This is a genomic window from Nocardioides ureilyticus (genome assembly GCF_051280745.1).
Classification (GTDB): Bacteria; Actinomycetota; Actinomycetes; order Propionibacteriales; family Nocardioidaceae; genus Nocardioides.
On record NZ_JBNCOG010000013.1, the window covers coordinates 17,025 to 34,845 of the forward strand.

The following is a 17,821-nucleotide window of genomic DNA, read 5'->3' on the forward strand; positions in this document are numbered from 1 at the left end:
CCGGCATGACGTTCTCGATCGTGGCCCGCTCCGCCGACGGTGAGTCATGGGGCGTCGCCGTCGCCTCCAAGTTCCTCGCGGTCGGCGCGGTCGTGCCGGCGGCCGTCGCCGAGGTGGGGGCCGTGGCGACCCAGGCGGACGCGAACGTCGCCTACAAGGGGCTGGCCCTCTCCCACCTCGACGAGGGTGCCACCGCCCCCGTCGCCCTGGAGCGGCTGCTCGAGGAGGACCCCGGTCGCGACGACCGCCAGGTCGGCATCGTCGACGTCGACGGCGGGGCGGCCAGCCACACCGGCGTCGCATGCCTCGACTGGGCCGGCAGCGTGGTCGGCGACGGCTTCGCGATCCAGGGGAACGTGCTCACCGGGCCGGAGGTGGTGGAGGCGATGCGCGCGGCGTACGAGGGCTCGGACCCGGCCGCACCGCTGGGCCGCCGGCTCCTGGCCGCGCTGGCCGCCGGGGACGCGGCCGGCGGTGACCGGCGGGGGCGGCAGTCCGCCGCGCTGCTCGTGGTGCGCGAGGGCGCCGGCTACGGCGGCAACGACGACATCGAGGTCGACCTGCGGGTCGACGACGCCGCGTCGTGCGGGGACGACCCGGTCGCGGAGATCGCGAGGTTGCTGGACCTCAACGACCTCTACCTCACCGCCTCGACGGACGAGGAGAAGGTGCCGGTCGACGACGAGCTGCGCCGCGAACTCGAGACCTACGCCCGCGAACGCGGGCACCGCGACGTCGCCGCCTGGGTCGGCACCGAGAACTACGAGATGCGGGTCGACCCCGACCTGGCGTGGATCGACGAGAAGATCCTCGCGATCGTCCGGGCGGCGTCGTGAGCATCCTCGCGATCGACGCCGGCACGACCGGCGTGACGGCCGTCGTCGTGACGGCCGACGGACGGATCTCGGCCAGGGGCTACCAGGAGTTCGGCCAGCACTTCCCCCGCCCCGGCTGGGTCGAGCACTCCCCGGAGGAGATCTGGCAGGCCACGTTGGAGGCCTGCCGGGCGGCCGTCCGGCAGGTCGACGCCGCGCAGCTGGAGGGCATCGGGATCACGACGCAGCGCGAGACGGTGCTGCTGTGGGACCGCGAGACCCTCGGCTCGCCCCGCCGGGCGATCGTCTGGCAGGACCGGCGGACGGCCGACATCTGCAGCCGCCTGCGCGACGCCGGCCACGAGGACCGGGTCCGCGAGCTCACCGGCCTGCGTCTCGACCCGTACTTCTCCGGCACCAAGCTCGCCTGGATCGCCGAGCACGAGCCGCACACGTGGGCGCTCGTCGAGCAGGGGCGGTACGCCGTCGGGACGGTCGACTCCTACCTCGTCGCCCGGATGACCCGCGGCCTCCACCACGTCACCGACGTCTCGAACGCCTGCCGCACGCTCCTGCTCGACCTCGCCGAGGGCACCTGGAGCGAGGAGCTCTGCTCGCTCTTCGGAGTCCCCCGGGACGCGCTCCCCGAGCTGGTCCCCAACTGGGGCGAGATCGCCACCACCGACCCGCGGTCGTTCCTCGACCTGTCGCTGCCGATCGCGGGGCTGGTCGGCGACCAGCAGTCCGCCCTCTTCGGCCAGACCTGCTTCGACGTCGGCGACTCCAAGTGCACCTACGGCACGGGCTCCTTCATCCTCACCAACTGCGGGACGTCGCTGGAGCGCTCCGAGGCGGGCCTGCTCTCCACCGCGGCATGGCGCTCCCCCGACGGTGAGCTGACCTATGCGCTCGAGGGCGCGATCTTCGTGACCGGCGCCGCGGTGCAGTGGCTGCGTGACGGCCTGCAGATCGTCGGGTCGGCCGCCGAGACGGCGGCGATCGCCGCCACGGTGCCGTCCTCCGAGGGGGTCGTGTTCGTCCCGGCCCTGACCGGGCTCGGGGCGCCGCACTGGGACCCCCACGCCCGGGGCCTGGTGATCGGCGTGACCCGCGGCACGACCCGCGCGCACCTGGTGCGGGCGACGCTCGAGGCCATCGCCTTCGAGGTCCGCGACGTCCTCGAGACCATGCCGGCCGCCCTGTCGTCGCTCCGCGTCGACGGCGGGGCCTCGGCGAACGACCTGCTCTGCCAGCTGCAGGCCGACCAGATCGGCGTACCGGTCGAGCGGCCGCAGCTGGTGGAGACGACGGCGCTCGGCGCCGCCTTCCTCGCCGGCCTGGGCACCGGTGTCTGGGCGTCGACCGACGACCTGCGCGAGACCTGGTCGCTGGACCGCTCCTTCGAGCCGGGCGGCGACCGGGGCGAGGCCGACGCCGCGCACGCCCGGTGGCGCGAGGCCGTCGAGCGGTCGAAGGGCTGGGCGCTGGTCTGAGCGGTGGCCGGGCCTCAACCGCGCAGCCTCTCCAGGGCGGCCTTCGCGGCGTCACGGGCTCGGGTGAGGTCGGCGACCTGGTCCTCGGCCTCCGTGCGGGCGTCCTCCGCCTCCGCCAGCTCCTCGTCGACCTCGTCGTGCTCCTCCTCGAGCGCGGCGATGCGGGACCGGAGCTCCTCGACCTCGGCTTGGAGCTGCAGGCCCCGGGCCTGGAGCCGGCTGACCTCCTCGCGCGCCGCCTCCAGGGCCTCCGCCGCCTCGTCGAGCTCCTCGTCGGCGGCCGCCAGCTCCTCCTCCGCAGCGCGCAGGGCCTTCGCCTCGGCGTCGGGGTCGGCGACGACCGCCAAGGTGGGCCGCCCGGGCGTCGGCGCCTCGTGCGGCGCCGCGCGGAAGCCGATCGCCTCCGGGACCGCCACGACGCACGCGGCGTCGACCTCGTCGACGCCGGTCGCCTCGATCGAGGTGGTCAACAGGCCGCTGCGGACGGCGGCGGCGCAGCCCTCGTCCACCATGGCGGCCGTCAGCGTCGCCTCGACCTGGTCGGCGACGGCCGCGGTGACCCGTACGCCGTGCTCCTTGGCGACCGCCCTCGCCCGGGTCGTCACTGCGGCGGTGAGCTGGCGGCGCTGCCGCGTGAGCGCGCGCAGCTCGTCGCCGGACATGGACGCCTGCGCCTCCCGCAGAGCGGCCCCGACCTCCAGCACCTGCTCGACCTGCTCGGCCTCGCGGCGTACCAGGAGGTTGACCACCCACGCGGCCGTCGACGGCTTGCGCAGCGACTTCACGCGGGTGCCGAGCTCCGTGCGCCGGTGCTCCTTCGCGACCGCGTCCCGGGTCGGCGTGAAGGTGGGGAGGTCGAGCCCGTAGAGCTCGTCGGCGATCGCGAGCAGCTCCTCCCCGTCGTCGGCCATGCGCGGGAACCTACTGGCTCGCCGGCCGCTCAGGAACGGAGCCCGGCGACGATCATCGCCGTCGCCACCTCGACCAGCTCCGCGCGGTCCACCTCGGGCGGTCGGTGCAGCGCGATCCGCAGGCAGGTCGCCACCACGACGCCCATCGTCATGAACACCAGCGCCTCGAGCCGCTCGGGGCTCGCGCCGGGCAGGTGACGCCGCGGGATGACGGCGGCGACCTGGAAGAGGTCACGCTCGATCTCCGGCAGGACGTTGGCGTTGCTGCCGCCGGGCTGGGCGTCGACCATCGCGGCGACCACCGGGCCGTGCCGCTCGAACCCGTCGACCAGGGTCACGACGATCTCGCGCACCGCACCCTCGAGGTCGAGGTCGAGGGCGCGGACCACCGCATCGCGCAGGTCCCGGTCGACCGCGGCGACGGCCTCGTCCCGCAGCGCGGTGATGATCTCGGCCTTGTCATTGAAGTAGCGGTAGAAGGTGCCGGTGCTCACGTGGGCCCGCTCGACGATCGCCGTCGTCGTCAGCCGCTCGGCGCCGCGCTCCGCCAGAAGGTGAAGGGTCGCATCGAGGAGCGTCCTCCGCATCTCGACGGCCCGCCGCTGAGTCGGCCGCGCCCGCTGCTTCTGGGCCATTGACACCCCTCGCAGAAGTGAATAGAAGATGAGACATTCTCACTTCTACCCTGGCAGCATGCCACACGACCTGCCGACCACCCTGCGCCACCGCGAGCTCGCCGAGCAGCGGTACGGCGAGCTCGCGTCGACGTACTTCGCCGCGATGTGGGACGGCGACCCGCTCGCGGACGCCTTCGTCGCAGACGTCGAGCGCATCGGGCACGGCAAGGCGATGCGGATGCTGCGCACCGCCTGCCGTCAGGGCATCGACGCCGTGCCGGACGCACCGGCGTCCCTGCGCGACCTCTTCGCCGAGCTCGACGCGGTGCCGGAGTGGGTCGACCTCGACGCCATCGACCGCGACACCGCCCACCTGGGCCGCTACACGCGGCAGGCCGGCATCGTCCTCGGCGCCGCCTCGCTCGTCAGCGGGTACGCGAACTCGGCGGCGTCCCGACCGCTGGAGATGACCGGGCGCTACATCGAGAACGCCGGCATGCGCACCATCGAGGTCGGGTCGTGGCTCGTGGCGGTCAACCAGGAGGGCGGCCTGCGGCGGCACGCCGAGGGGTTCGAGCTGACCGTGCGCGTCCGGATCATCCACGCGCTGGTCCGCCACGCCCTGCTGCGCTCGGAGGCCTGGGACCTCCCCGCGTGGGGAGTCCCGATCTGCCAGTCCTACCTGGCCTACACCCTCGTCGAGTTCTGCCTGATCCCGCTGCGCGGCATGCGGGCCATCGGCGCGCCGTACCGCCCCCACGAGGTGGCGGCCTACTACGCGCAGTGGCGCTACGTCGGCCACCTGCTCGGCATCGACCCACGGCTCCTCCCCCGCGACGAGGCCGAGCAGGAGGCGCTCGAGGGCATCTACCTGCTGACCCGCCCGCCGGTCGACGACTACTGCCGCGAGCTGGTCGCCGCCATCAACAGCGAGTTCCTCGTGCCGGAGATCGAGCAGATCACCCCGCGCCGTCTCCACCGGACCGCCCCGCGGCTGGTCGCCGCCCTCGAGCGGGTGTTCATCGGCGACCAGATCGCCGACGAGCTCGGCATCGCCGACACCCGCCTCAAGCACGTGGTCCGCGCCGTCGGCCCGGCGATCGGCGCGGTCAACGCCACGCTCGACCGGGTGCCCGCGACCCTCGGTCCCCGGAACCGGCGGGGCGAGCGGTACCGCGAGGCGCAGGACGCGCGGCTGCGCAGCCGGTACGGCGTCCAGCACGACCTGGTCGACGCCTCGCCCGGCGGCGGGAAGGCACACCCCGCCCGCGGTTGACGGGGCGGCATGGGGCGGCACAGGTCGCGTCAGTCGTCGAGCCCCTGCTCGATCGCCCACCGCGTGAGCTCGACCCGGTTGTGCATCTGCAGCTTGCGCAGGGTGTTCTGGACGTGGTTCTGCACCGTGCGGTGGGAGAGCACCAGGCGCTCGGCGATCTGCTTGTACGACAGTCCCTTGGCCACCATCCGGAGCACCTCCGTCTCGCGCTCGGTCAGCTCCGGCCGGCTGGGGTCGGTCGTCGCCGGGTCGGCGAGCCGGCGGAACTCGCCGAGGACGAGACCGGCCAGGCCGGGGGTGAAGACCGTGTCACCCCGGGCGACCCGTCGTACGGCGTCGAGGAGCTCGGCGCGTGAGGCCGACTTGACGAGGTAGCCGGTCGCCCCGGCCTTGACCGCCTCGAGCACGTCGGTCTGCTCCCCCGAGGCCGACAGGACCAGCACCCGCGCGGACGGGTCGTGGGCGAGCACCTCCCGGGTCACCGCCACGCCGTCCGGCTCAGGGATCTGCAGGTCGAGCACCACGAGCTGCGGCCGGGCGGCCTTGAACCTGGTCACCGCCTCGCCGCCGGTCGCGGCCGTGGCGACGACCTCGAAGCCGGCCCCGACGAGGTCGCGCTCGACGGCGTCGCGCCACATCGGGTGGTCGTCGACGACCATCAGCCGCAGCGGCGCGCTCACGCAGACCCCAGCCGCAGCCAGCGCCCGCGGCGGTGGCCGAGCGCGTCGCGGTCCGCACCCGCCTCGTCGTCCCCGGTCCGGGCCTCGACGAGGCGGCAGGTGACCAGCACCGACCAACCGACGGGGGCCTCCTCGACCAGCTCCACGCCCGCCCAGGTGGTCGCCGTCGCCAGCCGCGGGCCGTACGCCGTCGCCACGAAGTCGGCCTGCCGGAACGGACCACCGGGGGCCGGTGCGGTGCCGGCGAACATCTCGGCGAGCCCGCGGTCCGGCCAGGCCAGCAGCTGCACCACCGCGCGGCCGGTGTCGCGCAGGGCGTCGGTCAGGTCGGCGTCGGGGTCGAGCAGCGCTAGCACCTGGGGGTCGGGCCCGTTCGCCACCATCAGGGAGGTGACGGTGAGGCCGGCGGGCTCGACCCCGGCGTCGCCACCGGCGGTCCAGAGGGTCACCGTGCCACCCAGTCGGCCGCGGAAGCGACGCACCGGGTCCGGCTCGCTCGGGAACGGGTGGGTGTCGTGGATGGTCACGGCGCCTCCTGCCTCACGGGGACGATGATCTCCCACTCGGTGCCCGTCGGGCCGGTGGCCAGGGTGGCGGTGCCACCCAGGTCGGCGACCCGACCGCAGATCGACCCGCTCACGCCGAGCCGTCCCTCGGCCGCGGCCTCCTCCAGCCGCCCGTCGGGGATGCCCGGCCCCTCGTCGCGCACCGAGATCTCCACCCGGTCGCCGACGGCGTCGAGGAGCACCCACGCCGGGGCGTCCTCACCGACGTGCCGCGCGACGTTGTCGAGGCAGGCGCGGACCACGGCGACGAGCTCCCGTGCGACCGGTGCGGGGACCTCGACCGGTCCGGCGGGCGTCACCACGCTGACCGGCCCGGCCTCCAGCCCGGTCAGCCCGGCACGGAGGTCCACGGGACCGGGGTCGTCGGCGTCGCGGCCGTCCTCGCCGACGGCCTCCTGGGTGCGGATCAGGGTGCGCAGCCGCCGCTCCTGCTCCCCGGCCAGGCGTCCCAGCTCGGCTCCTCCGCCGCCGAGCTCGGCGCCCCGCCGCTGCACCAGTGCCAGCACCTGGAGCACGCCGTCGTGCACCGCGCGGGCCAGGCGGGCACGCTCCGCGGCCGCCGCGGCGCGTCGCTCGGCCACGTCCCGCTCGGCGGCCATCTGCTGCAGGGAGCCGCACATGTAGCCGACGATCGGGCCCCCGATGAGGATGAGGAAGACGTTGCCGTAGTTGGCCTGCGTGACGTCGTCACGGACCAGCAGGTCGGTCGCGGCGAGGACGGCGCCGGCCACGAGGCCGCCGACCCAGCGGTAGTGCACCGCCCAGGCCAGCAGCGCGCCCGCGATCCAGAAGCCGGGCACGGTGGCGTTGAAGGCCTCCCCCTTGACCAGCGGCGTGACGAGCAGCAGCCCGACCGCCACCGCGAGGTCCGCCAGCAGCAGCGGGAGCCGGCGGCGGCGCGGGTCGGCGTACAGGACGACCGCGGTGAGGGTCCAGACCGCCATGGCGACCACGCAGGCGACCCCCGCGAGCGGCCGCTCGAAGTTCTCCGCGCGGTAGAGGTTGAGCCCGACCGCGTTCGCCAGGGTGACGGCACGCAGCACAGCGAGCGCCTGGTGCAGGCGACCCTCGACCGCGACGGCCGCTCCGCTGCGCCGCGACAGCGGGCGGAGGAGGTCCCTCAGGACGCCTTCTTCCGCTCGTCCGACGCCGCGTCCGCCTGCTCGGCCCGGTCCGCCTTGTCGGCCTTCTCGGCGCGCTCGGCCTTCTCGGCCTTCTCGGCCTTCTCGGCCTTCTTGGCCTCCTCCTTGGCGCGGGAGGCGTACATGTCGACGTACTCCTGCCCAGAGAGACGCATGATCTCGTACATGATCTCGTCGGTCACCGAGCGCAGGATGTAGCGGTCGTTGCTCATCCCCTCGTAGCGGGAGAAGTCGAGCGGTCGGCCGAAGCGGACGACCGGGCGGGTGAAGGTCCCGAACGTCTTCCCCGGAGGGGCGACCACGTCGGTGCCCACGACGGCGACGGGGATGACGGGCACACCGGTCTCGAGCGCCAGCCGGGCGACGCCCGTCTTGCCGCGGTAGAGCCGACCGTCGTGGCTGCGGGTGCCCTCGGGGTAGATCCCGAAGAGGTGGCCCTCGCCGAGGATCCGCTTCGCCGCGGTCAGGGCACCCTCCGCGGCCGAGGCGCTGCCGCGGTCGATCGGCACCTGGCCGGCGCCGGAGAAGAACTGCTTCTGGAACCAGCCCTTGATGCCCGGGCTGGTGAAGTACTCCGCCTTGGCCACGAAGGTGACCCGACGCGGGAGGGTGAGCGGCATGAACAGCCAGTCGGCGTAGGAGAGGTGGTTGCTGGCCAGGATGGCCGGCCCCTCCTCGGGCACGTGCTCGGCGCCCTCGGTGTGCGGACGGAAGACGACCCGCAGGAGCGGGCCGAGTGCGATCCACTTGAGGAACCAATAGAACACGCCACGCACCTTCCACGACCCCGCCCGGACGGGCCAACAGTAGACCTACGCTGCGCCCATGACGATCCACCCGCTCGCGTCGCCGCTCTCGGTCCCCGCCCGCCCCGAGCTGACGGGCGGGCGCCGCGTCGCGGTGCTGCTCAGCCACGGGTTCACCGGGCAGCCCGCCTCGGTCAAGCCGTGGGGCGCGGCGGTCGCCGAGCACGGGTACGCCGTGGAGGTGCCGCGGCTGCCCGGCCACGGCACGTCGTGGCAGGAGTGCAACACCACGACGTGGGACGACTGGTACGCCGAGCTGGCCGGTGTCTTCGAGCGCCTGGCGCGCGAGCACGACGCCGTCGTCGTCGGCGGGCTGTCGATGGGCGGCGCCCTCTCGCTCCGCCTGGCCGCGGACCAGGGCGCCCGCGTCGCCGGCGTGGTGCTCGTCAACCCCGCCCTGGCGACCCGTCGACGCGACGTGCGGCTGCTGCCCCTGCTCAAGCGGGTGGTGCCCTCCTTCCCCGGGATCACCAACGACATCAAGCGGGCGGGTGCCGACGAGCACGGCTACGCACGCACCCCGCTCCGCGCGGCGCACTCCATGTTCCGCGCCTGGCCGGCGCTGGTCGCGGACCTGCCGCGCGTCACCGCGCCGCTGCTCTACCTGCGCTCGACCGTCGACCACGTGGTCGACGACCTCACCCAGCCGCTCGTGGTCTCCCGGGTCTCCTCCCGCGACGTCACGGAGGTGTCGCTCGAGCAGAGCTACCACGTGGCGACCCTCGACCACGACGCCCCGCGCATCAACGAGGAGACGGTGGCGTTCGTGCGGCGTGTGGGCGCGGCGTAGCCTCGGTCCCGTGCAGCGCGACGACGAGGACGACGCCTGGCGCTCCATCGTCGAGAACTACGGCGAGCGGCCGCAGATCGACGACGAGCCGCCGCCTGCCCGCGAGCGCCCCACCCCTCCGGCGGACGACCCGGCGCCCGACCCCGCGGACGTCACCGGCGCCGCGGGCCCCGGCCACCCGGGACACCCGGAGGACCCGGACGAGGTCGACTCGGACCTGGGGAAGGCCGACGGGGAGCGGTTCATCCCGCCCCAGGCTCCGCCGCTGCCCCGCCCCCGCGGGCTGCGTGCCGTCGCCTGGGCCGGCGTGCTCGGCGCGCCGGCGGTGCTCCTGGTCTTCACGGTGCTGGGCGTGGACCTGCCCGACCTGGTCGTGCAGGCCCTGGTCGCCTGGTTCGTCGGCGGCTTCGTCTACCTGGTGTGGACGATGCCGCGAGGCCCCCGCGACCCGTGGGACGACGGCGCGAAGCTCTGACCGTCTCGTGGTCCGAGGCCGGTCAGGCGCGGGTCTGACGGGCGAGCAGCGCCGCGCCGACGATGCCGGCGTCGCCGCCGAAGTGGGCCCGGACCACCTCGGGCAGGTCGCGGTGCTCGGAGCCGACGAGCGAGCGGGCCAGCGCGGCCCGCGCCGGGTCCAGCAGCAGGTCGGCGGCGGCCGACACGCCGCCCCCGACCACCACCAGGGGCGGGTCGAAGGCTGCGACGAGGTTGGCCACTCCCACCCCCAGCCAGTCCCCGACCGTGCCGAAGGCCTCGAGCGCGGCACGGTCGCCACCGCTCGCGGCCTCGGTCACCATGGGCCCCGTCAGTGCCTCGGGGTCGCCGCCGCACGCCGCGGTCAGCGCCGTCGGCACCCGACCGACGCGGCTGCGGGCGGCGCGGACGAGGGCGTTGCCGCTGGTGTACTGCTCCCAGCAGCCCTCGCCCCCGCACTCGCAGGGCCGTCCGTCCGGGACGACCTGCATGTGCCCGAACTCGCCCGCCATGCCGTTGCGGCCGCGGTGCACCCGGCCGCCGAGGACCACCCCGCCACCGATGCCGGTGCCCATGGTCACGAGGAGGAAGTCCGGCTCGTCGCGGGCCGCGCCGAGGGTCGCCTCGGCCCGGGCGGCGCAGTTCGCGTCGTTGTCGAGGACGACAGGCACGTCCCACCGCGACTGCAGGCGCGCCCGCACCTCCTCCCCCCGCCACGGCAGGTGCGGCGCGAAGACCACCCGTTCTCCCACCGCGTCGACGAAGCCGGCCGCGGCGATCCCGACGCCGGCGACCCGGCGTCCGGCGGCGACCTCGGCGACCGCCTCGGTCAGCGCCTGCTCGACCAGCGCCACCTCGACCCGCCGGCCCGGCGTGGCCCGACGAGCGGTACGCCGGACGCCGCCGTCGGGATCCACCTCGCCGGCGAGCACCTTGGTGCCGCCGACGTCGACGCCGATGTAGAGGTCGGTGGAGGAGTCGGTGGAGGGGTCGGTGTGGGTGTCGCTGCTCATCGCTGCCCGGACGCCACCCTCAGTGCCGCGCGAGGTCGGCGGCGCCGATGAGGCCGGCACGGTTGCCGAGCCGGGCCTTGCGGATCTCGAGGCTCGGCCGGTGGCCCCGGCCGGTGAGCTGCGCCGCGAAGGCCGTCCGGACGGGCCCGAGCAGGAGCTCACCGGCTTCGCTGACGCCTCCCCCGATCACCACGGCCGCCGGGTCGAGGACGGCGGTGAGCGAGGCGATGCCCTCGCCGAGCCAGCGGCCGACCTCGGCCAGCTGCTCGACGGCGAACGCGTCGCCCTCGCGGGCGGCCTCGGTGATCAGCGGCCCGGTGATGGCCAGCGGGTCACCGCCGGCGCGGTCCAGCAGGTCCCGCGCGAGCAGCGAGCCCTCCACCGCGGCGGCCCGGGCGTCGCGGACGAGCGCGCTGCCGCTGGCGTACTGCTCGAAGCAGCCGCGGTTGCCGCACCCGCACCGGATCCCGTCCGGGACCACCCGCATGTGGCCGATCTCCGCCGCCACCCCGAAGGCCCCGCGGTGGAGCCGGCCGTCGAGGACCAGCCCTCCGCCGACACCGGTGCCCACGGTGACCAGGAGCAGGTCGTCGACGTCGTGGGCGGCACCGAAGACGAACTCCCCCCAGGCGGCGGCGTTGGCGTCGTTCTCCACGACCACCGGCAGGTGGACGCGCGCCTCGAGCCCCGCCTGGAGATCGACGTTGCGCCAGGCGATGTTGGGCGCGAACATCACCACGGACCGGGACTTGTCGACGTAGCCGGCCGCGCCGACGCCGACCGCCGCGATCTCGTGGCGCGTCGCCAGCTCGCCGACCAGGCCAGCGATCGCGTCCTCGATGGCCTCGACGTCGGTCGCCGGCGACTCCACCCGGAGCTCCTCGAGGATGGTGCCGCGCTCGTCCACGACACCGCCGGCGATCTTGGTGCCACCGACGTCCACCCCGCACGTGAGCGTCATCCCTCGTCCTCCGGCCAGTCCTCGTCGAGATCGATGTGCTGCACGCCCCCGGAGGCCGGCGGCCTCGGCTGCCCGGCGCCGCCAGGTCCGGTGCGGCGCTCCGGCGGCACCGTCGTCGCCAGCATCCCGGCCGCGGCCTGCAGGAGCGACGAGGCGGCGTTGGCGAGGTGGCTGCGCACCTCCGGGCTCGTCTGCCGCACCGCGTGCACGGTGCGGCAGATCGGGCAGTAGCTGCACTGGGTGGCCGTCGCTCCGGCTTCGGCCGTCAGGTGCTCCTCGACCTCGCGGGCGGCGGCAGCGGCCTGCCCGGCCAGGCCGGCGAGGCCCGTGCCCTGCTGGTCGGCCCAGTCCGAGATCGCGCCGAACAGCTTCGCGGCCTCCTCGCCGACGCTGCCGACCTGGTCCGACCGGGGGTCGGCCTGCGGCTCGTCGGGACGCTGGTCGTCGCTCATGCCGGCTCCTCCTGCGCCGCGGCCGGCTCGCGGAACCGGACCTGGAGCTCACCGTCCTCGACCCGGGCGCCGGCCACCTCCAGCCGCGCCAGCCCGGCGGGCAGGGTGAGCAACCGGCGGTAGGAGCCGACCGTCACCACGAGCTCGTCGTGCTTGCGCGCGAGGTCGACCTGGTCCCGGCTGACCAACGGCAGGCGCAGGTGCAGCACGGCGCCGCCGGTGGTGCGGGTGACCCGGAACGCCGCGTCCCCGGTCGGCGCGGCGAGCGGGTCGTCGTCGCCGTACACCTCGGCGGCCAGCGCGCCGAGGGCTGCGACCCCCACCGGTTCGGCCGGCCGGTAGAGCGAGCGCCAGACCGGCAGCCCCGCGAACGACTGGTCGACCTCGGCGAGCACCTGCTCCTGCGCCGCCACCCATCCCGCGCGCCAGTCGTCGCCCTGCGCGGCGGGGAAGACACGGTTGGCGATCACACCGTCCACGCGGTAGCCGTACAGGGAGAGCGTGGTCCAGCTGCGTCGGGCCTCGGCCGCCACGACGCCCTCGGGAGTCAGCACGAGCCGGACGCTCGCGTCGGGTCCCTGGAGCAGCGCACGGACCTCGTCGAGCTCGCCGTGCAGCCGCTCGACCGCCTCGAAGACGCTCCCCCCGGGCATCGGGACCCCGGCGGCTCTGCTGAGCACCGGCCGCAGGCTCTTGACGACCCGCGCCTGCACGGGGAAGACCCGCTGCATGTACCAGCCCAGCGCTTCGGGCAGGGCCAGCAGGCGCAGGGTCTCCGCGGTCGGCGCGCAGTCGACCACGACCACGTCCCACTCCCCCGACAGTGCCTGGGCGCGCAGCTCGAGCAGGGCGAGCACCTCCTCGGCGCCCGGCACCACGGTGAGCTCCTCGGCGGCGAGCGGGTCGACCCCGGCCACCTCGAGGACGGAGAGCAGGTAGCGCTGGATCTCCGCCCACGACTCCTGGAAGCGCAGCTGCGCGTCGACCTGCTGGACGAAGAGCCGGTCCGCCACCCTGGTCGGCCCGGCTCCGACCGGCACGCCGAAGGCGTCGGCCAGCGAGTGCGCCGCGTCGGTGGAGAGCACCAGGGTGCGGTGGCCCGCGGTGGCCGCGAGCGCCGCCGTACCGGCCGCGAGCGTGGACTTGCCGACGCCGCCCTTGCCGGTCAGGAGAAGGATGCGCATCCGTCGCGTCAGCGCGACTCGACGCGGTTCTTCAAGCCCTTGAGCGCCGTGTCGATCAGGATCTTCTCGCCCTTGCGCTTGAGCATGCCGATCAGCGGGATGGAGACGTCGAGCGCCAGCCGGTAGGTGACCTCGGTGGAGCCGCCCAGGTCACGCAGGACGTAGGCGCCGTCGAGGGCGCGCAGCATCTTGCCCTCGACGAGGGTCCAGGTGACCTCGCGGTCGCCGTCCCACTGGTACTCCAGCGTGTACTCGTCCTTGATCGGCGAGACGTCGAGCGCGAAGAAGACGCGCTCGGCCCGACCGGCCGCGGGACCGGAGGTGTAGGTGGAGACCACGTCAGCGGTCTGCACGCCCTTCGCCCACCGTGGGTAGGACTCGAAGTCGGCGATCACGGCCATCACGTCGGCCGGCGCGGCGTCGACCGTGATCGACGACGTGGTCTGTTCGGCCATGGCGGAGGCCCCCTCGCGTGCCGGGTCGGATGACGGCTGGTGACCGCGCGGACGTCGGCCGGCCCGGTCGGATCGGCAGCGTACCGGATGGGAAGCGGCCCTCCGGGCGGCGGTAGCCTGCGGCGGTGCGCCCGCCCGGGGCGTTCCGCGAGCATGCCTGGAGGAGACAGCGTGCGGGAGTTCTCCACGCCCCTGACGATCAAGGTGCCGGCCACCGGGAACCTCACCGACGACGTGGTGACCAACGCCGCCGAAGCGCCTGACGCCGTGGTCTTCAGCCGCCCGTCGACCGAGGCCGGCGAGGACGGCTGGACCGACGTCACGGCGGCGGCGTTCCTCGCCGAGGTCACCGCCGTCGCCAAGGGCCTGCTGGCTGCCGGCATCGCGCCGGGCGACCGGGTCGCGCTGATCTCCAAGACCCGCTACGAGTGGACCCTGCTCGACTACGCCATCTGGTTCGCCGGCGCCGTCACCGTCCCCGTCTACGAGACCTCCTCCGCCGAGCAGGTCGGGTGGATCCTGCGCGACAGCGGCGCGCGCGCCGTCGTGGCGGAGACCGCGGAGCACGTCGCCCGGGTCAGCGAGGCGCGAGCCGGGCTGGACGACCTCCACCACGTCTGGTCGATCACCGACAACGCGGTGGACGTCCTCGTTCGCCTGGGGGCCGACGTCAGTGACGACGAGCTCGAGCGGCGGCGGAGCGCGGTCACGCCGCTCGACCTGGCGACGCTCATCTACACCTCCGGCACGACCGGGCGGCCGAAGGGGTGCATGCTCACCCACGGCAACTTCATGTTCGAGCTGGGCGTCGCGGTCGACGAGCTGGACCGGCTCTTCGACACCGAGGACTCCTCGACGCTGCTCTTCCTGCCGCTCGCGCACGTCTTCGCCCGGATCATCCAGGTCGGCTGCGTGAAGTCGCGGACCCGGCTCGGCCACAGCGCCGACATCAAGAACCTCCTCCCCGACCTGCAGGCCTTCCGCCCGACGTTCATCCTGGCGGTCCCGCGCGTCTTCGAGAAGGTCTTCAACACCGCCTCGCAGAAGGCGACCGCCGAGGGGCGCGGGAAGATCTTCGACCGCGCCGCCGACGTGGCGATCGCCTGGTCCCGCGGGCAGGACCGCCGCCGCGGCCCGTCGCTCGCCGTGCGGGCCCAGCACGCGCTCTTCGCCCGGCTCGTCTACGGCAAGCTGCTCACCGCCCTCGGCGGGGAGTGCCGGTTCGCGGTGTCCGGAGGCGCGCCGCTCGGCGAGCGGCTGGGCCACTTCTACCGCGGCATCGGCCTCACCGTCCTCGAGGGCTACGGCCTCACCGAGACGACGGCGGCGCTCACGGTCAACCTCCCCGACGCGCAGAAGGTGGGCTCGGTCGGCCGCCCGCTGCCCGGCACCGCGGTGCGGATCGCCGACGACGGCGAGCTGCTCTTCCGGGGTGGGCAGGTCTTCGCCGGCTACTGGGAGAACGAGGACGCGAGCCGCGAGGTGCTCGAGGCAGACGGCTGGTTCCACACCGGCGACGTCGGCGAGGTCGACGACGAGGGCTTCGTCCGGATCACCGGGCGCAAGAAGGAGATCATCGTGACCGCCGGCGGCAAGAACGTCGCCCCGGCCGTGCTCGAGGACCGCCTCCGGGCGCATCCGCTCGTCGACCAGTGCCTCGTGGTCGGCGACGGCCAGCCGTTCATCGGGGCGCTCCTCACGCTCGACCGCGAGTCGCTGCCGGCCTGGGCCGAGGCTCACGGCAAGAGCGCCGACCCCGCGCACCTGGTCGACGACGCCGACCTGCGCGCGGCCCTCCAGACGGCCGTCGACGAGGCCAACAAGGCGGTGTCCCAGGCCGAGTCCATCCGCAAGTTCAGCGTCCTCGACGCCGAGTGGACCGAGGAGGGCGGCCAGCTGACACCGAGCCTCAAGCTCAAGCGGAGCGTCGTCATGCGGCAGTTCCGCGACGACGTCGAGGCGCTGTACGGCTGAGCCACCCGCCTGCCAGCCGGCCCATCGGCCGGGTCGCCCGCTGGTCGGTGGTCGGTGGTCCATACCACCCGTTCGGACTACGCGGTCCACCCTTCGGGTGACAAGCCGGGCGGTTCGGCCAATCCCAGCCGCAACACCCGGCACCGTCCCTAGCATGAGAGTCCGCTGCGACCGGCTCGGGAGGGAAGACCGGCCGCGGCCGCATGGGAATTGGCCGGGCCGCCGGGGGAGCAACCGACGGTCCCCACAGACGGGAACCTGTTGATGGACCGACGAAGGATCCTCCTCATCGCCGCCGCGCTGGTCGCGACGTTCGGTGTGGTGCTGGTGTTCCTCTACGTGCGCGGAGCCGACACCCGCGCGCAGGAGCGCTTCGAGACCACGGACGTGCTGCGCGTGACCACGCCGATCGCCAAGGGCGAGTCGATCGAGGACGCGCTGGCGGGCGGCAAGGTGGTCCTCCAGCCCGTCGCGCAGGACCAGCTGCTGCCCGGCGCGCTCACCGAGACGTCCACCATCGAGGGCCAGCTCGCGCTCGTGCCGATCTACCCGGGCGAGCAGCTGATCCCGTCGAAGTTCGGCGGCGCCACGGCGGTCTCCGCCGACACCGGCCTGCAGCTGCAGAAGGGCCAGGTCACCGCCACGGTCAACCTCACCGACACCGCGCGGGTCGCCGGCTTCGTCAACCCCGGGTCCGAGGTCGCCGTGTTCTTCAACGGCAGCGAGCCGACGACCGGCCAACCGTTCACCCGGCTGCTGCTGCCCAAGGCCACGGTGCTCGCCGTCGGCTCGACGACCCCGGTGTCGACCACCACCACGGACCAGACGGGTCAGCAGACGGTGGAGCAGCTCCCGCGCACGCTCATCACCCTGGCGTTGAGCCAGGACGACGCCGAGCGGGTCATGTTCGCCCAGGGCAACGGCGAGCTCGCGTTCGCGCTGGTCGGCGAGGACACCACCGTCCGGCGCGGGCCCGGCGTCACCACCCAGAACCTCTTCGGGTAGGTCGACGTGCCCGTCGTCGTCGATCCCGAGAACGAGACCCTCGCCTCCCTGCTCGCGGCTCTGCCCACCGGCGCCCAGGGAGTCGGGTCCGTCGACCGGATGCTGGCCTGGCTGACCCAGCACAGCGACGAGTACGTCGTGGTGCTCGGCCCGCACGTCTCGCTGGAGGAGGCCGTCGGCGTCTGCGAGTCGCTGCGGACCACCCGGCCGACCGTGAGCGTCGTGCTGGTCCGCGGCACCCTCGACACGGCCACCCTGACGAGCGCCATGAAGGCCGGCGCCCGGGACGTGGCGCAGACCGAGGACCTGCCGGCCGTCGAGGCCGCGGTCGCCCGTGCCTACCAGCTGCACGTGGCGCTGCGGGGCCCCTCCGGCGCCGCACACGTCGGCAAGGTCGTCACCGTCTTCTCCCCCAAGGGCGGCGTCGGCAAGACCACCATGGCGGTGAACCTGGCGCTGGCCCTCACCGACCGGGGCGCGCGCAAGGTCTGCCTCGTCGACCTGGACCTCGCCTTCGGCGACGTCGCCATCACCATGCAGCTCTTCCCGACCCACTCGATCGAGCAGGCCGTGGGCGCGGAGGACAGCCTCGACGTGGCCATGCTCGAGGGGCTGCTCACCCGGCACCACGAGTCGCTGATGGTGCTGGCGGCGCCGCCCCACCCCGACGTCCGGGAGCGGGTGAGCGCACAGCTGGTCACCCGGGTGCTGCGGACGCTGCGGGAGAACTACGACTACATCGTCGTCGACACCGCGCCCGCCTTCGACGAGCAGACGCTCACGGCGCTCGACGAGACCGACGAGTGCGTGATCGTCGCCACGCTCGATGTGCCCACGCTGAAGAACGTCAAGGTCGCGCTGGAGACGATGGAGATGCTCAACATCGCCCAGGACCACCGGCACCTGCTGCTGAACCGGGCCGACGACGCGGTCGGGATCGGGCCGGACAAGGTCGAGGCGATCCTCGGCATGGGCGTCGCCGCCCGGGTCGAGAGCTCGATCGACATCGCCGCGGCCACCAACTCCGGCACGCCGATCGTGCTGGAGAAGCCCACCCACCAGTCGAGCACCGCGATCCGCGAGCTGGCCGCCCACCTCGCGGGCGACTCGGTCGCGGCACCGACGTCCGCCTCGACCCCTGACCAGACCGCTGTCGAGACGACCGAGAGCGACCGGGTCGCCCGCCGGTTCCGCCTCCGGAGATGAC

19 protein-coding genes are annotated in these 17,821 nt (G+C 74.0%); 8 read left to right on the forward strand and 11 right to left on the reverse strand.

Features of this window, described 5'->3' with window-relative positions; translation table 11 throughout:
- The first annotated feature begins 5 nt into the window (after window positions 1-5).
- Together ACSMHG_RS09140 and ACSMHG_RS09145 are read left to right on the forward strand one after the other, a co-directional pair.
- On the forward strand, window positions 6-836 hold the full coding sequence (locus ACSMHG_RS09140) for a DUF1028 domain-containing protein (protein WP_435743943.1): 831 nt from the start codon (window positions 6-8) through the stop codon (window positions 834-836).
- A complete protein-coding gene (locus ACSMHG_RS09145; RefSeq protein WP_435743946.1) occupies window positions 833-2,308 on the forward strand; it encodes an FGGY family carbohydrate kinase in 1,476 nt (491 codons plus the stop codon). The genes ACSMHG_RS09140 and ACSMHG_RS09145 overlap by 4 nt, the downstream gene beginning before the upstream one ends.
- Window positions 2,309-2,322: 14 nt before the next feature.
- On the opposite strand, the gene ACSMHG_RS09150 is transcribed toward ACSMHG_RS09145, so the two are convergent.
- Window positions 2,323-3,219: a hypothetical protein gene (locus tag ACSMHG_RS09150; protein ID WP_435743948.1), complete on the reverse strand. Its 897-nt coding sequence runs from the start codon at window positions 3,217-3,219 to the stop codon at window positions 2,323-2,325.
- Between the two features lie 29 nt (window positions 3,220-3,248).
- Window positions 3,249-3,854: a TetR/AcrR family transcriptional regulator gene (locus ACSMHG_RS09155; protein ID WP_435743950.1), complete on the reverse strand. Its 606-nt coding sequence runs from the start codon at window positions 3,852-3,854 to the stop codon at window positions 3,249-3,251.
- 58 nt (window positions 3,855-3,912) lie between these two features.
- On the opposite strand from ACSMHG_RS09155, the gene ACSMHG_RS09160 reads away from it, so the two are divergent.
- Window positions 3,913-5,112, forward strand: coding sequence for an oxygenase MpaB family protein (locus ACSMHG_RS09160; RefSeq protein ID WP_435743952.1), 1,200 nt, complete (start codon window positions 3,913-3,915; stop codon window positions 5,110-5,112).
- Between the two features lie 29 nt (window positions 5,113-5,141).
- Here ACSMHG_RS09160 and ACSMHG_RS09165 read toward each other — a convergent pair whose 3' ends face one another.
- The 4 genes from ACSMHG_RS09165 to ACSMHG_RS09180 are packed head-to-tail and all read right to left on the reverse strand — an operon-like array spanning window position 5,142 to window position 8,267.
- Entirely contained in the window at window positions 5,142-5,771 is a 630-nt protein-coding gene (locus ACSMHG_RS09165; protein WP_435744140.1) for a response regulator, read from the reverse strand.
- 17 nt (window positions 5,772-5,788) lie between these two features.
- Complete coding sequence (locus tag ACSMHG_RS09170) at window positions 5,789-6,319, reverse strand: flavin reductase family protein (RefSeq protein ID WP_435743954.1); 531 nt, start codon at window positions 6,317-6,319, stop codon at window positions 5,789-5,791.
- Window positions 6,316-7,482, reverse strand: a complete 1,167-nt coding sequence (macS, locus tag ACSMHG_RS09175; protein WP_435744142.1) for a MacS family sensor histidine kinase — start codon at window positions 7,480-7,482, stop codon at window positions 6,316-6,318. The genes ACSMHG_RS09170 and macS overlap by 4 nt, the downstream gene beginning before the upstream one ends.
- Window positions 7,479-8,267 carry a lysophospholipid acyltransferase family protein gene (locus tag ACSMHG_RS09180; protein WP_435743956.1) on the reverse strand — a complete coding sequence of 263 codons (789 nt, stop codon included), beginning with the start codon at window positions 8,265-8,267 and terminating at the stop codon, window positions 7,479-7,481. The genes macS and ACSMHG_RS09180 overlap by 4 nt, the downstream gene beginning before the upstream one ends.
- Window positions 8,268-8,325: 58 nt before the next feature.
- Here ACSMHG_RS09180 and ACSMHG_RS09185 point away from each other — a divergent pair, with 58 nt between their 5' ends.
- Together ACSMHG_RS09185 and ACSMHG_RS09190 are read left to right on the forward strand one after the other, a co-directional pair.
- Window positions 8,326-9,096 (forward strand): alpha/beta hydrolase, encoded by a 771-nt coding sequence (locus ACSMHG_RS09185; RefSeq protein ID WP_435743959.1) that lies wholly within the window; start codon window positions 8,326-8,328, stop codon window positions 9,094-9,096.
- 10 nt (window positions 9,097-9,106) lie between these two features.
- Window positions 9,107-9,571 (forward strand): hypothetical protein, encoded by a 465-nt coding sequence (locus ACSMHG_RS09190; protein ID WP_435743961.1) that lies wholly within the window; start codon window positions 9,107-9,109, stop codon window positions 9,569-9,571.
- A gap of 22 nt (window positions 9,572-9,593) precedes the next feature.
- Here ACSMHG_RS09190 and ACSMHG_RS09195 read toward each other — a convergent pair whose 3' ends face one another.
- The 5 genes from ACSMHG_RS09195 to ACSMHG_RS09215 are packed head-to-tail and all read right to left on the reverse strand — an operon-like array spanning window position 9,594 to window position 13,635.
- Window positions 9,594-10,583, reverse strand: coding sequence for an ROK family protein (locus ACSMHG_RS09195; RefSeq protein WP_435743963.1), 990 nt, complete (start codon window positions 10,581-10,583; stop codon window positions 9,594-9,596).
- A 19-nt stretch (window positions 10,584-10,602) separates the two neighbouring features.
- On the reverse strand, window positions 10,603-11,544 hold the full coding sequence (locus ACSMHG_RS09200; RefSeq protein ID WP_435743965.1) for an ROK family glucokinase: 942 nt from the start codon (window positions 11,542-11,544) through the stop codon (window positions 10,603-10,605).
- On the reverse strand, window positions 11,541-11,996 hold the full coding sequence (locus ACSMHG_RS09205) for a hypothetical protein (RefSeq protein WP_435743967.1): 456 nt from the start codon (window positions 11,994-11,996) through the stop codon (window positions 11,541-11,543). Before ACSMHG_RS09205 ends, ACSMHG_RS09200 begins: the two co-directional genes overlap by 4 nt.
- Window positions 11,993-13,180 carry an ArsA family ATPase gene (locus ACSMHG_RS09210; protein WP_435743969.1) on the reverse strand — a complete coding sequence of 396 codons (1,188 nt, stop codon included), beginning with the start codon at window positions 13,178-13,180 and terminating at the stop codon, window positions 11,993-11,995. Before ACSMHG_RS09210 ends, ACSMHG_RS09205 begins: the two co-directional genes overlap by 4 nt.
- 8 nt (window positions 13,181-13,188) lie before the next feature.
- The gene (locus tag ACSMHG_RS09215; protein WP_435743971.1) at window positions 13,189-13,635 is read right to left on the reverse strand and encodes an SRPBCC family protein; all 447 of its coding nucleotides are present in this window, start codon (window positions 13,633-13,635) and stop codon (window positions 13,189-13,191) included.
- 171 nt (window positions 13,636-13,806) lie between these two features.
- Between ACSMHG_RS09215 and ACSMHG_RS09220 the strand changes: the two genes are divergently transcribed.
- The 3 genes from ACSMHG_RS09220 to ACSMHG_RS09230 all read left to right on the forward strand — a co-directional run bounded on the left by ACSMHG_RS09220 (window position 13,807) and on the right by ACSMHG_RS09230 (window position 17,820).
- Window positions 13,807-15,609: an AMP-dependent synthetase/ligase gene (locus ACSMHG_RS09220; protein WP_435743973.1), complete on the forward strand. Its 1,803-nt coding sequence runs from the start codon at window positions 13,807-13,809 to the stop codon at window positions 15,607-15,609.
- 264 nt (window positions 15,610-15,873) lie between these two features.
- Window positions 15,874-16,614, forward strand: coding sequence for a Flp pilus assembly protein CpaB (cpaB, locus tag ACSMHG_RS09225; protein ID WP_435743976.1), 741 nt, complete (start codon window positions 15,874-15,876; stop codon window positions 16,612-16,614).
- A 6-nt stretch (window positions 16,615-16,620) separates the two neighbouring features.
- Window positions 16,621-17,820 (forward strand): CpaE/TadZ family protein, encoded by a 1,200-nt coding sequence (locus ACSMHG_RS09230; RefSeq protein ID WP_435743978.1) that lies wholly within the window; start codon window positions 16,621-16,623, stop codon window positions 17,818-17,820.
- Window position 17,821: the final 1 nt, after the last annotated feature.